23 protein-coding genes are annotated in these 19,545 nt (G+C 47.1%); 6 read left to right on the top strand and 17 right to left on the bottom strand.

Going from position 1 to position 19,545, the window contains the following annotated elements:
- Nucleotides 1-24: 24 nt before the first annotated feature.
- A complete protein-coding gene (locus HP401_RS31515) occupies nucleotides 25-999 on the bottom strand; it encodes a bile acid:sodium symporter family protein (RefSeq protein ID WP_173606346.1) in 975 nt (324 codons plus the stop codon).
- A gap of 179 nt (nucleotides 1,000-1,178) precedes the next feature.
- On the opposite strand from HP401_RS31515, the gene HP401_RS31520 reads away from it, so the two are divergent.
- Nucleotides 1,179-1,415, top strand: a complete 237-nt coding sequence (locus HP401_RS31520) for a hypothetical protein (RefSeq protein WP_016743588.1) — start codon at nucleotides 1,179-1,181, stop codon at nucleotides 1,413-1,415.
- 135 nt (nucleotides 1,416-1,550) lie between these two features.
- Here HP401_RS31520 and HP401_RS31525 read toward each other — a convergent pair whose 3' ends face one another.
- Entirely contained in the window at nucleotides 1,551-2,024 is a 474-nt protein-coding gene (locus HP401_RS31525; RefSeq protein ID WP_087349986.1) for a YhcN/YlaJ family sporulation lipoprotein, read from the bottom strand.
- A 610-nt stretch (nucleotides 2,025-2,634) separates the two neighbouring features.
- On the opposite strand from HP401_RS31525, the gene HP401_RS31530 reads away from it, so the two are divergent.
- The 5 genes from HP401_RS31530 (at nucleotide 2,635) to HP401_RS31550 (ending at nucleotide 5,834) form a co-directional block, all read left to right on the top strand.
- The gene (locus HP401_RS31530) at nucleotides 2,635-3,309 is read left to right on the top strand and encodes an O-methyltransferase (protein ID WP_015891446.1); all 675 of its coding nucleotides are present in this window, start codon (nucleotides 2,635-2,637) and stop codon (nucleotides 3,307-3,309) included.
- 171 nt (nucleotides 3,310-3,480) lie between these two features.
- A complete protein-coding gene (locus HP401_RS31535; RefSeq protein WP_173606347.1) occupies nucleotides 3,481-3,972 on the top strand; it encodes a GNAT family N-acetyltransferase in 492 nt (163 codons plus the stop codon).
- Between the two features lie 80 nt (nucleotides 3,973-4,052).
- Nucleotides 4,053-4,343 carry a GNAT family N-acetyltransferase gene (locus HP401_RS31540; protein WP_254457136.1) on the top strand — a complete coding sequence of 97 codons (291 nt, stop codon included), beginning with the start codon at nucleotides 4,053-4,055 and terminating at the stop codon, nucleotides 4,341-4,343.
- A gap of 287 nt (nucleotides 4,344-4,630) precedes the next feature.
- Nucleotides 4,631-4,975: a YkgJ family cysteine cluster protein gene (locus tag HP401_RS31545; protein ID WP_173606348.1), complete on the top strand. Its 345-nt coding sequence runs from the start codon at nucleotides 4,631-4,633 to the stop codon at nucleotides 4,973-4,975.
- 163 nt (nucleotides 4,976-5,138) lie between these two features.
- The gene (locus tag HP401_RS31550) at nucleotides 5,139-5,834 is read left to right on the top strand and encodes a DUF4386 domain-containing protein (protein WP_173606349.1); all 696 of its coding nucleotides are present in this window, start codon (nucleotides 5,139-5,141) and stop codon (nucleotides 5,832-5,834) included.
- A gap of 124 nt (nucleotides 5,835-5,958) precedes the next feature.
- Here HP401_RS31550 and HP401_RS31555 read toward each other — a convergent pair whose 3' ends face one another.
- The 15 genes from HP401_RS31555 to HP401_RS31625 form a co-directional block, all read right to left on the bottom strand.
- Nucleotides 5,959-6,372 carry an SRPBCC family protein gene (locus HP401_RS31555; protein WP_173606350.1) on the bottom strand — a complete coding sequence of 138 codons (414 nt, stop codon included), beginning with the start codon at nucleotides 6,370-6,372 and terminating at the stop codon, nucleotides 5,959-5,961.
- A gap of 20 nt (nucleotides 6,373-6,392) precedes the next feature.
- On the bottom strand, nucleotides 6,393-7,397 hold the full coding sequence (locus tag HP401_RS31560; protein WP_173606351.1) for an aldo/keto reductase: 1,005 nt from the start codon (nucleotides 7,395-7,397) through the stop codon (nucleotides 6,393-6,395).
- A 314-nt stretch (nucleotides 7,398-7,711) separates the two neighbouring features.
- Nucleotides 7,712-7,969 carry an HPr family phosphocarrier protein gene (locus HP401_RS31565; RefSeq protein ID WP_173606352.1) on the bottom strand — a complete coding sequence of 86 codons (258 nt, stop codon included), beginning with the start codon at nucleotides 7,967-7,969 and terminating at the stop codon, nucleotides 7,712-7,714.
- Nucleotides 7,970-8,002: 33 nt separating this feature from the next.
- Nucleotides 8,003-8,725 (bottom strand): KDGP aldolase, encoded by a 723-nt coding sequence (locus tag HP401_RS31570; protein ID WP_173606353.1) that lies wholly within the window; start codon nucleotides 8,723-8,725, stop codon nucleotides 8,003-8,005.
- 5 nt (nucleotides 8,726-8,730) lie between these two features.
- The gene (locus tag HP401_RS31575; RefSeq protein ID WP_173606354.1) at nucleotides 8,731-9,846 is read right to left on the bottom strand and encodes a DgaE family pyridoxal phosphate-dependent ammonia lyase; all 1,116 of its coding nucleotides are present in this window, start codon (nucleotides 9,844-9,846) and stop codon (nucleotides 8,731-8,733) included.
- A 40-nt stretch (nucleotides 9,847-9,886) separates the two neighbouring features.
- Nucleotides 9,887-10,537 (bottom strand): DUF4310 family protein, encoded by a 651-nt coding sequence (locus HP401_RS31580; protein WP_041749462.1) that lies wholly within the window; start codon nucleotides 10,535-10,537, stop codon nucleotides 9,887-9,889.
- Complete coding sequence (locus HP401_RS31585; RefSeq protein ID WP_015891458.1) at nucleotides 10,537-11,325, bottom strand: DUF4311 domain-containing protein; 789 nt, start codon at nucleotides 11,323-11,325, stop codon at nucleotides 10,537-10,539. Before HP401_RS31585 ends, HP401_RS31580 begins: the two co-directional genes overlap by 1 nt.
- Before the next feature lie 21 nt (nucleotides 11,326-11,346).
- Nucleotides 11,347-11,685 carry a DUF4312 family protein gene (locus tag HP401_RS31590; protein ID WP_173606355.1) on the bottom strand — a complete coding sequence of 113 codons (339 nt, stop codon included), beginning with the start codon at nucleotides 11,683-11,685 and terminating at the stop codon, nucleotides 11,347-11,349.
- Nucleotides 11,686-11,688: 3 nt separating this feature from the next.
- Nucleotides 11,689-12,051 (bottom strand): glycine-rich SFCGS family protein, encoded by a 363-nt coding sequence (locus HP401_RS31595; RefSeq protein WP_173606356.1) that lies wholly within the window; start codon nucleotides 12,049-12,051, stop codon nucleotides 11,689-11,691.
- A gap of 32 nt (nucleotides 12,052-12,083) precedes the next feature.
- Nucleotides 12,084-12,455, bottom strand: coding sequence for a hypothetical protein (locus HP401_RS31600; RefSeq protein WP_173606357.1), 372 nt, complete (start codon nucleotides 12,453-12,455; stop codon nucleotides 12,084-12,086).
- Complete coding sequence (locus tag HP401_RS31605; RefSeq protein ID WP_173606358.1) at nucleotides 12,446-13,591, bottom strand: amidohydrolase/deacetylase family metallohydrolase; 1,146 nt, start codon at nucleotides 13,589-13,591, stop codon at nucleotides 12,446-12,448. The genes HP401_RS31600 and HP401_RS31605 overlap by 10 nt, the downstream gene beginning before the upstream one ends.
- Entirely contained in the window at nucleotides 13,551-15,521 is a 1,971-nt protein-coding gene (locus HP401_RS31610) for a BglG family transcription antiterminator (RefSeq protein WP_173606359.1), read from the bottom strand. Before HP401_RS31610 ends, HP401_RS31605 begins: the two co-directional genes overlap by 41 nt.
- A 184-nt stretch (nucleotides 15,522-15,705) precedes the next feature.
- Nucleotides 15,706-16,755 (bottom strand): hypothetical protein, encoded by a 1,050-nt coding sequence (locus tag HP401_RS31615; protein ID WP_254457137.1) that lies wholly within the window; start codon nucleotides 16,753-16,755, stop codon nucleotides 15,706-15,708.
- A gap of 151 nt (nucleotides 16,756-16,906) precedes the next feature.
- Nucleotides 16,907-18,736, bottom strand: coding sequence for a UbiD family decarboxylase (locus HP401_RS31620; protein ID WP_173606361.1), 1,830 nt, complete (start codon nucleotides 18,734-18,736; stop codon nucleotides 16,907-16,909).
- A 73-nt stretch (nucleotides 18,737-18,809) separates the two neighbouring features.
- Entirely contained in the window at nucleotides 18,810-19,511 is a 702-nt protein-coding gene (locus HP401_RS31625) for a YjjG family noncanonical pyrimidine nucleotidase (protein ID WP_173606362.1), read from the bottom strand.
- Nucleotides 19,512-19,545 lie beyond the last annotated feature (34 nt).

Genomic DNA, 19,545 nt, shown 5'->3' on the forward strand with positions numbered 1-19,545 from the left:
GGCTTTGGAAAACGGCTCTTACTTTTAGCTTGATAGTTCCTGTGGTTGAGCTTGCGGTCTTTTCTCGACCAGCTCCAAAAACTTTCCGAAGGTAGAAGCGAGTATTTGTTGAAAAAGCATACCGAGAACAACTGGGAGAGCAACAGGCGCCGGAAAGTACGTGATCGCCATCACTGCCCCTGCACTAATGTTTCGCATTCCACTGTTAAAGGTTAACGTGACAATCACATCGCGCTCCCACCCGAACAGCTTTGCGATCCCCCACCCCATCAAATAACCTAAAATGGCTACTACCAGTACGAGGACAGCCATTCCCACCAGTTTAGCGTCTATCATATGAAAGTAAGACGAAACCATCGAGCTGTTGATCGCGACAACAACACCCATTCCCATCTTCGAAAATGGCGCTAGTTTTGGTGCCAACGTTTTTTTGACGTTCCCTTTTGACAAATGATTGAGCAGCATACCAACTAGCGACGGCAACACGATCATATAAAATAAACCCTTCATCAGTTCTGCCAAATCCATCTCGACGGTTGCCCCTAAAAACAAGGACATTCCCAACGGAACAATCAATGGAGAGAGCATCGTATCCAACAATATAATGGATAGCGTCAGGGCGATGTTCCCGAAATAAATCGATGACCACAAAAAGCTCGTGATCCCTGTGGGAATTAAGGCCGCCAGCAAAAAGCCCGTGATGACATGGATATCATCTGGATAAAACAACCGAGCCATTGACCAGGCAACAAGCGGCATAAGTGCATGAAGAATCAACAAGTTGACAATTAAAGGGAGTGGTCTGGTCAGTACCTTTGCAAATTCTTTAAATCCTGAACCCAGACTGCCAGTAAATGTCATGAAGGCAAACACCCAAGGAGACAAAAAAGCAAACGGTTGCAAATGTGTCCCAGCTATTACGCCAATAGCAACACTACTCGGCGTTAGTATGGGCATGATTTTCTCAAGAAATCGATTCAGTTTGGCTAACCCATTCATTTGATACACCTCAAGTCTCGTCCTTTGATGCTAGTGATGTGAGGTATGTTATCATGAACGGATTATTGTTACAAGACCAAAGTTCATTATTAGATTGCATACACATCATTTTATTCGCATTTTCACCTTGCATACTTTCGCGCATGGGAGTAAAGCCTATGACGGAAAGGAGGTATTTTATGAACGGAATGGATTGGGTAGAATTTATCCGAAAAACCGAAGATAAGATGTATCACCTCCATCGAGCGATAGATGGAATCTGTAATGATCCCGACTATAAGGAATCCATTACGACCTTGACGGAAGTGGTAAGAGATTATCAAGTCCTTGTGGAAAAAGCCAAGGGTGAATTACGCGGCATCGATCTCCATCGAGATCGAGAGCGCGCTCATCATTACGATCGTGATCACTACTAGCTGATATAGACTCCCAGTCAGGGAGTCCTTCTTTGTTCATTGATCACAGAACCTTCATTTTCTATTCATCATTCTGTCAAATCAAACGACAAAAACCTCACTCTACCCATGCAGTGTGTGAGGTTTGGGAATCGGCTAGCCCTTCATTTTCTTTTCAATTTCTTTTAAGGATTTCTTCTTCTGGCATGCCTCTTTTACATCGGTTGGCCACCGTTCGTCACTCAACCTTTGCAAATCTTTTAACAATCGCTTGTCAGCTGTCACATGAATATTGGCATCTGGGAAGGCCTCTTTTAATTTCTTTCCGACTTCTTTTTGAATCGATTCCAGCTTGAACCGATTAAAATTCGTTACTTGAATAGCCACATCGAGCTCTTTATCGATTTGCACAACCACGATTTTGTCTATGCCCTTCACGCTAGCCGTAATCGATCTCGCTCGCTCTTCCCATTGATAATGTCTGACGGGAACAGGCATGCACAACGGCTCCGCTTCCGCTTTTTGCTTCGTTTCTGTACCAGATTTCTTCGTTTCCGTACCAGATTGCTTTGTACATCCCGTTACGGTTAAAGCAAAAGCCAGTGTCAGCACCACGAAAGTTGCGCGCACACAAAACACCTCCTGACCAAAATCACCTGTTACTAGCTTGACCTTGAACGGAGGAAGTATGTAAAAAAAAGCGGTGACTCCTCTGCATAATTTGAGTCACCGCGGACCCCAAGAACATTTCAAGTCCTATGTACAAGGATATTAAAAATCGCATCGAAACGCGATAGGAGATAACTGGATATGAATCGGAACAAAAAAAATCCCAACCAACAAAAAGTGGTTGGGGCGTACGGGGTAGTACGCGTATGTCATACGTGAATGATATAATCATATAGGACTTGTTTTCGGTTGACAACGAACAATAATAGGTACATTTACCTATAGATGGAACAAAAAAATGGCGCCGACTTAGACTGCCTCAATTAGTCGGACGCGTAAAAAGAATCCCCAAGGTTGGATTATACTAGCTAGCTTGGATTACTTTTCTATTATCATGAAAATTCGGCGTTCACGCTATGCGAAAATAATGGTAACAGGTGAAAATCTTACCTATAAAGCTTGATCGACCATAGAATCCCTCCGCTGAAGTGTGTTAATTGTTACAAAAAAGCCAGCCAGAAGTTGCTAATCGTGTTATGATATCCCTGTAAATTCTTGAGGAGTTGAGATCATGAATAGAGAGCAATGGACAGCGGTCGATCACTATTTTACGGATAAACTACTGGAAGCCGATTCCGTTCTAGACACAGTCCTTCAAGAGAACGCAGCTGCAGGTCTTCCAGCTATTGATGTAGCACCCAATCAAGGTAAATTCCTTCATCTGTTAGCACGGATTCAAGGCGCTCGTTCGATTTTGGAAATTGGCACTCTCGGTGGATACAGTACCATCTGGCTAGCCCGCGCACTGCCTGCGGACGGTCGTCTCATTACTCTTGAATATGATCCAAAGCATGCAGAAGTTGCACAATCGAACATTACCCGCGCAGGACTGGATCAAATCGTAGAAGTGAAGGTCGGACTTGCCCTTGATTCTCTCATCCAACTGCACAAAGAAAATCAGGGACCTTTTGATCTTATTTTTATCGATGCAGATAAAAAAGGAAACCCCGACTATTTCCAATGGGCATTAAAGCTCTCTCGCAAAGGTACTGTGATTATCACGGATAACGTTGTACGAAGTGGTCAAGTCGTGGACGAAACAAGCACGGATCCTAATATTGTCGGCGTACGTCAATTCACCGATTTGGTAGCTGAAGAAAAGCGTGTTAGTGGAACCGTTGTACAGACAGTTGGCAGCAAGGGCTATGATGGCTTTGCGATCATGCTTGTCACTGAGGAGAACTAGTTTTTTCACTTTCAAAGGTTGTAACGAGTAGGAGTGTGTACATCTTGTTTAGGCTTGATTTACCTAGCATTATGCTCATCGCTAATGTCATTTTGGTTCTCACGGTACTGTCGTTGATTATCAAAGTGTTGGTGAAGAGAGAGTAGCTGATGTATTTGGAGGTGCTTTTCCTTGGAGCCATTATGTAATCAGTCCCTTACTTTGCGAGAAGTAACAGAGGAAGATCTCCCTATATTTTTCACCCAGCAATTGGACAAATCCGCACATGAGATGGCTGCTTTTACTGTCAAGGACCCTGAAGATAGAGACGGATTCATTGCTCATTGGACGAGGATTTTGAACAATGATTCGATTGTAAAAAGAGCCATTCTCTTGAATGGGCAGATTGTTGGTAATGTTTCGTGCTTTGAGCTGTTTGGCTTACCTACGATTGGATACTGGATAGACAAAAGCTTTTGGGGAAAAGGAATCGCGACAAATGCACTTACTCTCTTTTTAGAGGACCTCGGACTACTTCCTGTATATGCACGTGTCGCCCATGACAACATCGGATCCATTCGTGTGTTAGAAAAGAACGGTTTTCAGCCTTTCGGTGTCGATCGGGCATTTTCGGAGGCACGAAGCGAAGAAGTGGAAGAACTCATTCTGATCAAACACACATGAGGTTCGAAGCGCTTACCGTGAGCGCTTCCCTTCTTTATATCCAGCGATCATTTCAGAATCGAAAGGAACATCCTACCCTTTTGACCAGCCTTTTACATATTCTGTGGCCATACGCGAAAAGGCTACTGGCAGGTTCATTGGCTGGTGTGGTGTTGGCGTTCTCGATTTTTTGGCTCCGGAAAAAGAGCTCTATTATTTTAATCGGACGGGATTACGGATTGGATCGATTGTACGCAAAAGCTCACCCAGACAATAAAGCATCGGTGCGCATCATCGAGAGGCTCGGCTTCTCGTTTGAACGAGTCTTAGAAGGCTTGACTGGGGACGATGAAGAGTGCAATGGTGAGTGGTTGTATGTTTTGACGAGATAAACAAGAAAAATGGGGCTTGTTCCGTCAATGACTTCCCCGAACTTGGATGACCGATGATGGACCCGTCCGGAGCATCGTACAGTTCGAAACCAACTCGACTGTTTCAAAAAGCATTCGTCAAAATCTTCCTACATGTGCTATAATAGAAGTACAGTTTTTTCTTACCGAATTTTTGAATCAACCACACAATTGAATGCGGTAGTTCCCAAGATGATCTCCTTAATTAATGAGGATCATCTTTTTTGTTTTTTCTAGCAAACATCACATGACGAAAGGTTGTAGATGATATGAATACTTTGCCTTGCCAAGGATGTAAAGGATTGTGCTGTGGGCCTGTTCCCCTAACAGAAAAGGAAGTTAAAATGATACACAAGAAATTGAAAGCGCTTCCAAATAAACTCCGTGACGATCTAAAAAATCAACCGAGAATGTTTGGGACTTGTATCTTCTACGACACGCAAAAAGATCAGTGTGGCATTCATAGCGTTCGACCGGAAGTGTGTCGCGCTTTTGGATATCACAAAGACCTTGTCTGTTTTCGCAAACCGGAATTGGCGACGAAAGAAGCACTGACCTTCAAGGAGAAACCGATTGGGTACTTGAGTATTGATTTTACTTGGAAGCATTTTTAAAGATATGGAGCAAATCATGGATCTCAACTGAATAATAATGTTATAGACTGCCTCATTGAACTATATTCCTCTTTACCCTCTACACTTGATACGCGATAAAAAATGCCGAGGAAGGCAGCATCCCTTCATCCGCCAAAGGTAGTGTATGAGAAGGAGGCTAATTATGTTGAGGAAGAGAACAAATGCAGGTAGAAGGTCTGCAATAGTGACTGGGGTGTTATTAATAGCCGGATTGATTACAGGTATATGTAGTGTTGTACCTGTAATAGATGGCGCAGACTACCTTGTCATGGCTTCTCCAAATGAGAACCAGGTACTACTAGGAGCGTTTTTCCAATTGTTAATGATTGTTGCCTATGTTGGTATTCCTCTTATGATGTATCCGTTGTTAAGTAAGCACCATAAAGGGTTAGCTCTAGGATCTGTTGCTTTTGGCATCATTGCGGGTGTGTTCATTATGCTCGGTGTAATCATTCTTCTGTTGCTTTTGACAGTAAGCCACGAGTTTGCAAAAATCGGAACTTTGCATGTATCGTATTTTCAGACCCTGGGTGGATTGTTGCGGGAAGGACGTGATTTGGTGAACCATGTGGCAACGACACTGGCATTCGCGTTGGCCATGCTCTTGTTCACCTGCGTACTTTATCAAACACAATTAGTTCCACGTTGGTTGTCAGTTTGGGGTCTTATCGGATCTACATTGTCCATATTGGCTAGCTTATTATTTATGATTCGCTTCATCGGTCTGGATGCAACCTATATGATGTTGAACATTCCAATAGCCTTTCAACAATTGGTTTTGGCTATATGGCTAATCATAAAAGGATTCACCCCATCGGTACGTTATTCTGTATCCTAATAAAAATGAAATGCAATTTCCCCAAAAAACAGCCGCGGTGTAGAACACGTTGATATGTTCTACACCGCGGCTGCCGTATCTATTTTTGTAAGTTGACCTTTTGCTTTATTTCCGTTCCAACTGATTAAGCTTGAAATGCTTTTTTCAATGCTTCCAGACCATCTGAATAAATTCCGTGGAACAGCTTGATAGCCTCATCGTCGCTAACTCCTACCGGTGTAAATTGACCAGACCATTCCACCAGCGTTCCTTTGTCACCATTCTCACGAACGTGGATCGTCGATTCATAATTGGTAACTGGAAAGGGTGCTTGCATAATGGAGTAGGTGTAATGGCGCTCTTTTTCATTAAAGCCTACCAGGCGCTCAATAATCACATCACCATCCGGGTTTTCCAACCGACGCACCCGTCCCCCTTCGCTCATTTCGCTGCTTGGGATATAAGGAAGCCAGTCCGGTAGAGAGTTAAATCCACCGATCAATTTCCATACTTGATCAGGAGAAGCAGAGATTTCGGTGGTTGCCATTGTGTTTGCCATGTTGATTACCCCTTTTATCGTTAGATTGGAAGTGGAGCGTCTTGCGCCACCAGTTTCTGTTCACGCATTTCTTGCCAGAAGGCTGCAGGAATCACTTCGTTCATCGCAGCTACGTCCTCCGTGATTCGATCCGGGCGACTCGCACCAGGGATGACAGCAGCAACTGCTGGGTTTGCAAGCACAAATTGCAGCGCAGCAGCCTTGACGCTAATGTTGTGACGATTGGCAATCGCTTTGATGCGATCGACTTTTGCCATTATTTCAGGCGATGCTTTCTGATACTCGAAGTGGGTACCTCCGGCCAAGACACCTGAGCTGTACGGCCCTCCAGCAATAATCTTGGCATTCATTTTTGCGGCGTTTGGCATCACGCGTTGCAAAGCTCGGTCATGATCCAGCAGGGAGTAGCGACCAGCCATCAAGAAGGCATCCGGCTGTACTTCATCCAATGCCATCGCGATCTCGATTGGCTCTACACGGTTTACCCCGAGGCCCCACGACGTAATGACACCTTCCTCACGCAACCGAGTTAGGGCACGAAAGGCACCTTTTCGCGCACTTTCAAAGTGGGAAAGCCACTCGTCGCCATAGAAGTCCTGAGCGATATCATGAACGTAGACGATGTCCAGGCGATCGGTCTGCAACCGTTTCAGGCTGTCCTCGATCGAGCGAAGCGTACCGTCTTCACTGTAGTCCACGTGGATCTTATTTTTGCGACCATATTCAAACAGTCCGCCTTTTTCACCCAAGTCACGCAAGGTTGGATCTTCCAGTTCATCCAGGATGATACGCCCAACTTTCGTACTCAACACATACTCGTCACGCGGACGTTTCGCAAGGGCCTCTCCCAGGCGAAGCTCAGCCAAGCCGGCACCATAGAATGGAGCAGAATCAAAGTAACGGACGCCATTCTCCCAAGCAGCATCGACAGTAGCCAGTGCTTCTTCTTCCGGGATGTTGCGGAACATATTGCCCAGCGGAGCCGTACCAAAACCAAGTTGTTTCTTCTGCAGAATGTTCTTCATATATGAATTCCTCCTAAAGAAGTGAGTATATTTCCTATCGACGACATCCCTTGAACGATACAATCGTCTTCTTCAAAGGTGATGATCATCTTGAGACTCATTATGTGGTATAGCCTCATCAAAGAAAAGAACGCACTTTTTAGTACAGTAGGAACCTGGGAGTAACCAGTTTCTACGGTGGTTGAGGTTCGAATGAAACGAAATCTCTGGTGATAACCATGTTTTAGTCTGATCCAATAAAAGAAAAAGCGTCAGTGTAAGACCTAATAAAGTCTTACACTGACGCTGATTGCATTACCTATTATCGTTCCCCTTTACTCCACACTTACCAAAACGCGCTCCAACGCATCCAACGCCTGTTCTGCATCGGTACCATCCGCAGTCAAGACGACTGATTGGCCTTTCGACACAGCGAGGGACATGACGCCGATGATACTCTTGGCATTCACCTTCTTCTCCTCCTTGTTCAATCCGATTTCACTGGAAAAAGATGCTGCTACTTTCACAAACAAAGTAGCCGGACGCGCGTGTAATCCCTGTGCCAACTGGACGATGACCTGTCTCTCTCTCATTTGATTCACCCCTACCCCTTTCTCGTAAAATAGTTACAGGCCTTCTATAGCCGTTAGCAGTTCTTCTACCTGATCCAAACGAGTCAATCCCGTTTCCTTGTCAACGATCGATGTATAAATGTGTGGAATGACCTGCTTGGCACCAGCTGCGAGGCATACCTCCACAATCGGCCGAATCGAAGCAGCATCGATCCCACCAGTCGGCTCAAAAACGGGAATCCCGTAACGTACGGCTGCTTCTGCCATCGCCTTGATTTCATTCAGCCTTTCCAACCCATCGACTGGATAAAATTTGACCGAGTGTACGCCAATCTCCGCCAGCATCGCGGCGGCTGCATCACAAGAGAGCAATTCTGGCACTTTGTTGCTCATTGGTCCCGTGGTGACTTGAACCTTTCCTGGTTGCCCACCGGGGGCAATCAATGCATTCACGATGGTATGTGAGTTGCCGACTGCCTGTAGCCCGCCGAGCGTATAGCCTGCCGCCGGAAATACCTGATTGACGTGATCCGGTTGTGTCTGCACCGCGACTTCAGCAACCTTTTTCCATTGCGTAGGATCACCTGCGCCCAGCCCTACAGATACGGGTACACCTGCTTGCTGGTATTGTTCAACAGCCGTTATTGCTGCTTCTACGGACGCAAATCCTTTGACCAAGATCCCGATCAGAGCGCGGCCCTCAGCCACGGTACATATTTGTTTTGCGTTTTCTACATCCCTTGCCAAAACGTTTAAACGAATTTTTTGTGTGCCCACTTTTGTTATTCTCCTTCTCCCTGTTTTTGCAGCAGTTCCTTCATTCGTGCTGCAATGATGTGTTCTTGCCCTTCATGAAACGGTCGTGGATCAAAGGCGATCACACCCGTATTCACATAATGGTTACGGGTAAAAATAGCTGGATTTCCTTGCTCGAGTTGGCGTGTAAGCTCGCGAGCCGTCATTCCCGTCACTCGTTCGTCAAGCTGAACTTGCACACGATAGATCTCCCTGCCTGCCTCATCCTGTGCGATCCCTGCTTTCACACCGTGCAAGCTGTTCAGTTCTCCTGCCAGCCACTCCACTCGCCTGCGCTGCTCGGTAACATTTTGCTTTTCGGGATCGTACTGTCCCAGCGCTGCAAGTAAACCCGCAATGGCTTCCTTTCCTACCTTCATCGCACGACCAACGCCTTTATATTGCGCACGACATGCAGCAACCAGATCGGCACGACCTGCGATAAACCCAGACGTGGGTCCGCCGATGGCTTTTCCGCCACTGTAAATGACCAGATCGGCCCCCATCGCCACGTAACGCCGCAAATCCTCCTCCGCTGCTGCGTCTACAATGACAGGAAGTCCAAACTCCCGACCGAGCTGAATCATCGTGTCTAACGACTGCATCCCTTTTTGAATCGCATGGTGAGATTTGACATAGAGCAGTGCTGCGGTCTGATCATCAATGGCTTCTCGCAAATGGTCTGCTTCTACCTGATTGGCATGCCCGACCTCTACAACTTTCCCTCCGCCAAGCGCAATCATCTGTTGAACGGAAGCACCGAAATGCACCGCGTGTCCTTTTTGGATGATGATCTTGTTATTCATCCCTTCGGAAAAAGGAAGCCGCTCGATCAAGCTTAGATGGCAACCAGCTATGACTGCCGCTACACTAATGGCAATGCCCGCAGCTGCTCCAGAGGTAGGACAACCGTCTTCTGCCCCGGTCGCCTCTGCGATATGACGACCTGCCACAATCATCAGCTCGCTGATTTCTACATAATCCATGGCGGCTTCTCCCATGGCCTGTGCAATAGAAGGATGGACGGCACTCGCACCCAATGCCGTCATCTTACCACTTGCGTTAATGACTTGCTTCAACCCTAGCTGCTGATAGAATCCCATGGTTTGCCCATCCCTCCTGTGAAAACGCTTCGCTATTCCCTCATTGTGTCGGGATCGGGAAAATGGCGCCGAGGAGCATGGCCCCGATAATCGCACCACCCGCAATTGGTTTGTTGTAATAGTAGAAAATCGCTGCTCCAACTGTTGCACCAAGTCCAACTGGAATCGAAGCCATAATCGCTGAAATGATGATCAATGGACCTAAGTAACGCCCTGCTGCGTTTCCGGCTCCCATCATGACATCGGCACCAAAGGTGGAGTTCGATGCGTTGATCGTATACTTCCGAATCAAAATAATCACGGTACCAATGATAAAGCCCAAGAGCGCACCTGTCGCCAGCGCCAAAGGAAAAGAAGTCAATGGAGCTGTAAAGCCCGCTCCCAGCATCAACGCTGGAACGCCAATCCCAATACCTGTTTGCAACGAGCCTCCAATATCGAGAATCCCAACCAACGGTCCCTCCAAAATACGAGCAAACAAAAAGCTCGCACCAAACGCGGCAGCCGCACCATATCCGCCACCCTTGATCCCCGCCTCGAGCATCGCAACGATGGCGATATCGTTAAAGGCCCCGACATGATACACATAGTAAAGATGAGTACCTGCAAAGATTCCTGAAGCCAAACACGCCACAAAGAGGGGAAATGCCCATTCTGAATACCAAAACCCTTTTGCCTGCAATTCACCCATTACTTTTTCACCACCGATCCGAATGTTTCGTGTAGCTCTATCAACCACTGTGGAATTTCCACGTACATACTCTTCAAGAGCGCGACATCAAAACCGCGGAAGAAGCCACTGAATACAAACAAGAGAATGACTGCAATAAACATGGATTTGGTAATTTTGTTCCAACCGCTGTCATCCAAACCTTTACCGATCAAAATACCCAAGACGATTCCAGGCACCGCATTCCCCATGACCAAGTGCGACAAACCTCCCAAGACCGTTCCCCAAATCCCCGTCCGTTTGCCTGCATCCATCGCCGCCATCCAGAACACAATCGGCATAATCGGGTTGATCAACCAGTTCGCAGCCGGGACCAGTACCTTCGTCGCTACGAGCTGCATCGATTCGGGAATTGCCGTTGCAGTGGAATTCAACACGGTGACCACAACGACACCGACTGCTGCTCCGGCAATCGCCATTTGTTTCGGATTGTGCAACGTTTCTGCGACATTCTTGTTGCGCCAGAGCAACAATGCCGCCGCCCAGTTCGGGATGACGCGATGATCGACATCTTGCGTCAATGCACCAGCACCAACAACAGACGCCCATGCGTTAAACAAAAAGCCAAGACCAAATGAAAAGTGGGAAATGGGATCGCCCGCACACGCGTTCAGCTCTCCAAAAGTCCGGAATGCTCCCATGCCTTGGACATTGGGTGCATGAAACATCCTCGCTGCCCCCGCACCAACACCGAAGCCGACCAATGCCCCGATGACGATCGACTTCAATACAATCATCAAAGTAACCATGAACCTACCCCCTGTCTGCTTCTATCGCTGACGAACCAACTGCCCCATACCTGCAGTTGGCTCGGTCTGTTGCTGAAACGTTATGTTTTCTACCTGGACCAGACCCAGCCTCACTTGAATATCTACCGTGATGTCATACCGTGTCCGTTTACGGGGGAAAAACAAACCCAAAAATCGCTCATGCTTCACTATTTCTGTCGCAGACACAATGGAAACCCCTACAGGTTCGATTCGCACGACCAAATCATTCGTTTGTCTGGCCACTACATGCTTGATTTGGGAAAAAATCTTGTTAAAGGCTCCTTCTTTCGTATCGCCACTACCGGATAATCGCAAGGTCTGCGTCGTCTCCGTGTACATGGATTACTTCCCTCCCAGCTTGATGTATTCTTCCACCATGCGTCTGCCCAGCTCTTCTGTATCCATGAAGCCAAAGCCAATCACTTTGTTGCCGCTACGCAAAGCTGTAATACCAGCTTCTACTGAGCGCAAGCCGTACTCGACCGGAAAACCATACTTTGTCTTGGCAGTCAGTGCCCCAGCCCCACCACTTCCGCAAAAGGACAGCCCGAGATCTGCACTCTCACTGACCATGACATCTCCTACCTTCATATCCGCACCAACACCTGGAATGACGATCGCGGTTCCACCAGCCGCTTCGATTCCTTTTGCGATGTTCTGTCCTTTTCCGAGACGATCACCAATCACGATTTTTACTTTAGACATATGCAAAACCTCCCTATATTCACAGCAATGTTTTAAGATGGCCCTATATGCATGACACGGATCGCTTCAAAATGAACCGCCAATAGAAACGCCTCTGTATCATCTACCTGCCAAGGACCCTTTTCTTCCGTGAGGACTTTGTGCGAGAGCGTAACCATATCAGGATGAATTTCGGCGAATAACTCCGCTTCAATCACAGGCAGCTTTTCACCGTTTGTCATCCGGCGTACAAATGCCAGCACATGAGCACCGATGGCCAGCCAGCGATCTCGCGGTATATGAATCTCCATGAAACGAAACTCCTGCTCAATTTTCTGGAGAATTCGTTTGCATTCAGAAATTTCAGATATATTTTCCGGTTTTGTCTCAGCCAGTTCCTTGAGAATGTCATCAATCATTTGCATGTCAGTACCTTTCCTGAAGTAATTGCTTGATAAGCCACGACTCTTTGCATTGTCTCCATCGTTTCTTGTTCACTGTCCGTCAACATTGTCCGCTCTTTTTTGAGCTGCAAAATGGATACGTCCGCGCATGCCCCTACTTTCAACGTCCCGATCTCGTTTTCCAGCCCAAGAATTCGTGCGGGCGCATACGTACTCGCCGCTATCACCTCATCGAGCTCGTAGCCCATTGCGAGAAACTTCGTGAGTGTGTGCGTCAAGCTGTGCACAGGACCATCGATATTACGCTGGTGAACATCCGTGCTAATGACATGTGGCGTAATACCCTGGGCCTGCGCATGACGCAATGTTTGGAAGCTAAAGCTCGCTTCGCCGTGCCCGATGTCGAGTAAGACTCCCCGCTCCAATGCGTCTTGCGCCTCTGGAATCAACTCGCCTCGTTCGTCGAACATCCCTCCTTTTTTTCCATGAAACGCATGTGTCACCACGTCTCCTTGGTCTAGCAGAGGCAATATTTCCGTGAGTTTTGGCGGAGCATTTCCGATGTGCACCATCATGGGTACGCCCGCTTCCCTCGCCGCTTCCTTGGCTACGAGCAAGGGCTGAAGCCCGTTTTGCTTGACGACAGAACCGCTCATGCGGGCTTTTATTCCTCGTATTATCGGCTGGTTTCTTATAAGGGCTACCGCTTCTCTCGGGGTTAACCGCGACATGTCTGCGAGCTCCCCACCACCTGTACACAAGCCATCCCCTGAAATGTTCAGAAATGCCAGAACACGAGTACGAGAAGGGTACACTGCTTCTTCAAGAAAAGCATCAAACGACCATAGCCCGACACTGCCAGCATCTACTACGGTTGTCACTCCTTGCTCGACCCCGACCCGATCCGCGGATACGCCCAGACTCGTCTTTGTCGGAAAAACGTGAGCGTGCAGATCGATCAGACCGGGCGTCACCACATATCCCTCAGCCTCGATCGTCTCCTTGCTTTCCAGATACATCCCTTCATCATCGGTAGTCTTCCCTTTCTCATACAACCCAACGATTCGCCCTTCCCGAATGGCAAGATCATAGTGCCCGTTCAGGTTCTGGGAAGGATCAATGACCCGTCCGTTGCGTATGAGTAGATCCACTTTCACTCTCTACCGCCCCTTTTCCTGAAAAATAGCGCATAATGGCCGTCACCTCACTAGACGGAACTTGGAGGTTTGCCTCAGCCATCAATTGGTTCAGCTTTTCACGCCATGCCTTCCATTCTTTTGATTCTGCCTCAGCCAACGATTCCCACTCCTCCTGATAGGGTGAGCCAAAAGCTAATCGATTCACCATCAGCAGCAGGTGCAGCGTCAGTCCGCTTGCCGTTTGTTCCGTTACGTACTCACGAAAAGCAGTCACAATTTTTTGACTGATCTCATACCCTTTGCAGATGACATCCTGAGACAGCCTCTCCACCACTGGCAAATCTGACGGATTGAGATCAGCAGTCATCGTGGGAAACCAAGCTTCCTTGCGACCATTCACAGTCTGCTGTCGATTTCCTCCCTCCACTTGCAAGGCTTCCAGACAATTCTGAATCTGGTTGATATCTTGGCGCGTTGGAAGGGGACTGACAATCACAACAGGCACCTCGGCTTTGATCGGCAGAACACTGATGATGACATCCACGCGACGACTCGCCAAATACTTCTCTACCTCTGTGCTGGAACACAGGCCTACGACCCGAAGCGAACGCAATTCGCTTTCGAGGTATGTTTTCAAAAACCGAGAAGTCCCTCTGCCTGTTCCGCAAACGACGAGCGCATCTGCCTTTTTCTGCTCCAGCCAGCGATCATATCCCGCTTGGAAATGCAGGACAAAGTAAGCAATGTCTGCATCGAGCCAATAGACCCCGCGCTGCCAAAACACTTCTTCGCAAGAGCGTTTGACTGCATCAAACATGCGTGCGTATGAACGGCGAATTTCCTCTGTCAGCGGATTCGCAAAAAGAACTCCCTGGCGATAACGGTTCAAACTGTCATCCAGGTGAGCAAAAAGCAGTCTCATCAGCTCCTGATCCTCGTGCAACGGTGCCAGCATCCGGTTACTAACCGCTTCCGTCAGTTCTTTGGTTGCCTGGAAAACGTCCAAAACAATCCTCCCTGCTCGCGCCTCTCTTGGCACCTGTTCGGTCCCTAACAGCGGAAGGCACGCATACGCAATCTCGTGTTCGGGAATATCGACGTGCAATCGCTGACATAATGCTCGAACCTCGTGTGAAAACAGCTCGTACCCGCTCCAATGCCTCGCTTCCCCCAGCTCGGCATCATCTGCCGTGACCAATTGACCTCGTTGTACACGATGGACGACAATACATAAGCGAATCAGTAAACTAATCAGTGCTCGGTCTGCCAGCGTCTCCGCAGCAGCATTCATCCATGCTTTGATGCTGTGAATAATCTCCCCTAATTCTGCACGGCTGATCAGCCACTTCTCCAATAACGGACCCGTTCTCGCTTCTTGTCCATTTTCCAAAAACATCCCCTGTACCATCCGATACATGTCGATTCCATCCAACAGATCGTGAATCAAGTTTTCGAGGGCATACCGCTTGTGCCGCTCACTCCCGTCTACGCGCACACCATACCTTTGTTTCGTGACGAGCTCGAGACGCCAGCCATCGAGCAGCTTTTCCGCGTCCTTCACATCGGCAACGACGGTATTGCGACTAACACCCATATGGTCGGCCAAATCGTTCATTCGCTGATACCCTTCCGACAGTAGAAGAATGAACAAAAAATGCTTGACCCGATCCTTTTGCGGCAGAATGAGTGTTTTGCTGTCATCCCTTTGCAAATTTTCCTTCAAAGCATTTCGATGCTCTTGTTCTTCCGTGATCCACAGCCCTTTATTCGGTTGAGAATGGAGGATGACATTTCGTTCCTTTAGCCATTGCCTGACGTTATCCAGATCGTACTTGACTGTACGTTCGCTTACCTGGAAATCGCGCGCGACGTCCTTAATTTTCAGCGGATAGTAGCTGTCGAGTATCACCTTCAGTAATGCATGGGAACGTGTGGTTAAAAAGACCATTCCTTTCTCCTTTCCATAAAAAGCTGTGTCCTTGCTTGAGATTCATTATAGAAAACGCTTTCTCGGTGGTAAAGAACGATTCCTTTCCCCATCAATCGTGCAATTTTTGCAATTATCAGTTCGATTCGACAGCAATGAAAAAGATGACCCCGGTTAAAACTGGGAGCCATCCTCTCTTTATAACCTATTTGACATAGATTGTCGTTTTTGCAGTTGCTTTTGTATCGGTTTCGATGTTTTTCACAGTTGCCTCAAACTTATGTGTCTTTTTTTGCTCCGGCTTGAACTTTAGCAGTACTTTGTGCGTTTTATTTTCTTCGTCATATTCATCATTGATTTCAGCCACGTCATAATTATACTCTCTGCTAAATTTTGCTGGATCCATTCCGGTTGCTTGATAGGTTAGCAGCAAGTAAATTTCATCACCAAATTTAATTGTAGCGGTTTGTGGGCTAAGAGAAGCTTCGATTTTGGGATTCGCGATCACGTCAAATTTTACCACTCCACTTCCACTTATCTCCTCATCTTTTTCTTTATCATACATTTCCAAGAAAAAGAAAGGGGTATAGGTACCCTCTTTACGTGGGGTAAAGTAACCTGTTGTTACGTACTTCCCCTTCTTGCGATCAAGTGTGGTTCTTACTTTTTCTACCTTTTGAGTCGTATCTACTGAATTAGACGAGAAAAATAAAAACTTCGCTTCTTCGCGAATCATTCCCATATACGGAGTATGTACAGTGAACTTTATTTTTTCACCAACTTTAAGTGTTTGTTCAGGATAAATAAAAAATTCTGAATCTACAACAGGCTCCGTTCCCGGCATGTTGTCTACACGGATCCCCTTATGTGCTCTTCCAACCCATACTTTATCTGTATCACTCATCATAATCTCAAACTCGATACCCAAACTTCCCACTCTGTCGCCGATAATATCCTCCGGTGTAAATGTCGCCTTTGACACATAGTTCTTTCCTTTTATTTTCGTCTCGGGCTCAATGGTTATGGTCTGCTCTTTATCCATTTTTGCCTTAATCACGATTTTCGCTTCGAATGATTTTCCCTCTTTTTTCGTAACTGCCTCCACCTGTATCTTCGTTCTGGGAGAATACCTGTCTTTTTCTGGACTTATTTTTAGTTCAACCGGTATCGACTCTTCTATTTCTTCGGATGCCAAGGTGACTGCGGGTGACCATGACCATGTGACAAGCAAGGCTACTGCAATAATCCAACTCATGAGGAAATAAATCCTCGAAGGCTGCTTTCGCTTCATGAAAAACATTCCGTACCCCTCCAACCATTTTTTGGTGAAACCTCCATCCAAATAGTACCATTACATGAAAAAGGTCCGCAACGAAAGGTTACGGACCTCGACTTTTAGGCGAAGCTTACAGGATTCCTCCCAAGCTCGCACCTTTGACAAACAGTCGTTCGATATTTTTCTCGACAGTTGGATCTGGTACCAATGGCGGTGCTTGATGGGGCTTGGTACGAGCATCAATAATCAAATTATCGCAGCCCCAATGCTTGTTCTCGTAATAGCTGTTCACGCCATAAATGTCGTGGGATGGATTGCTTCGTGTGAAGGTTGCCCACAGGAAGTTTTGTAGCGACGCGCTCATAAAGGTACTGTCGTCACAAAGGATAATCATCGGGCAAGACGGGATCGGTCCTCTTGCTTGAATCGCGTCACACAGATCCTGTAATTGCTGCTGGGCGTTTGCATAATCAGTAAAAGCAGGACCCTGGATCGACACCACACCTGGCATAATCAGGCGGGCATTCGCAAACTCTCGCAAATCCTTCAGCTCGTCTGGCACCTCTTTGCACAGCTCTCGTTTTTGATCGCCGTAAGCTGCGAGGACAACCTTACTGCCGCTGTTTAAGCCCGTTCCCGAATAATCCAGCGTATCAATAGTCGTGTTTGTATAAAAATGAACATCGCGATGCAGATCGATTCTCTCCAAAATATAGGTCATAAAATCAATTTCATCATGCGTCGTCAACGGTCGGTTTTCTTCGGCGGTAATGAATAAATACTTGGCTAAGCTCAATTGACCCGTCCCTAAAATGCGGTTGGCAATGGTGAGCATCTCCGTCGGTTGTTTGACTTGTTGATATGGCGTATAGCGCTCGCTTCCGATGGCAAACAGCAGCGGATGTACACCGGCAGCATCTACGGCGTGGACTTCTTTTACACCCGGGATTTCTTGTTTGATTGCGTCGCCCGTTAAGTCGTGGATCAACTGACCAAACGATGTATCTTCTTGTGGCGGACGGCCTACAACCGTGAATGGCCAGATGGCATTCGGCTTGGCGTACACTTTCTTTACCTTCATCACAGGGAATGGATGGATCAGACTGTAATAGCCCAGATGGTCGCCGAATGGTCCTTCTGGTTTCGTATCTCCAGGATAAATATCTCCTGTGATGACAAAATCCGCATCATTGCTTATGCAGTAACCATCGATATAACTGTAGTGAAAACGACGCCCAGATAGCAAACCTGCAAAAGTAATTTCGCTCAAGCCTTCTGGCAGCGGCATTACAGCCGATAAAGTATGGGCAGGTGGTCCGCCAACGAAACAGCTTACTTTCAGCGGCATCCCCATTTTGGTCGCTTTGGCTTGGTGGACACCGATCCCACGATGGATTTGATAGTGCAAGCCAATTTCTTTGTTTACTTCATACTCATTACCAGTCAACTGCACACGGTACATACCCAAATTGGAATTCATGATTCCAGGCTTGTCCGGATCTTCCGAATAAATTTGGGGCAGCGTGACAAAAGCTCCGCCATCCATCGGCCAGCTTTGGATAAGTGGAAGGTCGGTTATGCTGATTTCCTGTGCCGTTACTGGCATGCTAGTGGACTTTTTTGCAGGCAATGCTTTCAGAGCAGCAAAGCCGTTCTCGATATTTTTAAATGGCTGCTTTAGCGCTTTCATCGGATCATTGCGCATAGCGATGATATTTTCAGCGGCTTGCCAGGTGCTTCTGAAAATAAACTTACTGCGCTCAATTGTGCCAAATAGATTGGATACCGCGCGAAATTTTGAGCCTTTTACATTTTCAAACAGCAATGCTGGTCCGCCCGCTTCGTAGACCTTCAAGTGAATCGCGGCCATTTCTAGATAGGGATCTACTTCTTCGCGTATACGGACCAAATGTCCGTGCCTTTCCAAGTCAAGGATGCACTCTTCTAAATTCTGATACATATCTATAGGGCTCCAATCACTAGATTCTAGATTTACCTGTAGATCAATACCTTCTCATCATACAGGAAAGATCCTACAAATTCACGATACCCTTCCGCACAATTTCTTGAAGCTCGCTCCATTCTCTGATTTCGTACGTCGGCTGAATGCTCGTCTGATTTTCCTTGCCCTGAGGATTGAACCAGCACGTATCAATCCCGTATTGGGCCCCCCCTTGTATGTCAGAGGTCAGGGAATCTCCCACCATCAATACGTTCGCCTTCTCCGTCCATTGCAATTTGGAAAACGCGTAGTCAAAAATTTCTCGATCGGGCTTTTTGTAGCCGACCTCTTCGGAAATAATCAGATGCTCAAAAGAGTCGCAAAGTGGTGAAGCGGCGATTCTTGCCGTTTGCACAGAGGCGAACCCATTCGTAATGATCGCCAAACGGCAACCCTCCAAACTGTTGCACAACTCAACCGCTCCCGGTACCAAATGCACTTCTTTGCCCAAGGATTCGAGATAGGCACTGCCGAACGCCTCTGCATCGACGTCTAGCTGAACAGCTTTGAAAAGTCTCCGAAATCTTTCTACGCCCAGCTCTGCTAGAGTGATCCGCCCCTTTTCTAAATCCTCCCACAATCCTTTACTGATCTCTTTGTAAGTCGCTCCATAATCAGACGATCCCGTAGCAAGTCCAAACTGGGAAAACGTCTTTTGCAAAGCATTTGCTTCTGTCTTTTTGAAATCAAGAAGTGTATCATCTACATCGAATAATATGACTTGATAGCGCATGGCAACCTCCAGAAATCTTTATTGATCAAGTATT

It is taken from the genome of Brevibacillus sp. HB2.2, from assembly GCF_013284275.1.
GTDB lineage: Bacteria > Bacillota > Bacilli > Brevibacillales > Brevibacillaceae > Brevibacillus > Brevibacillus brevis_D.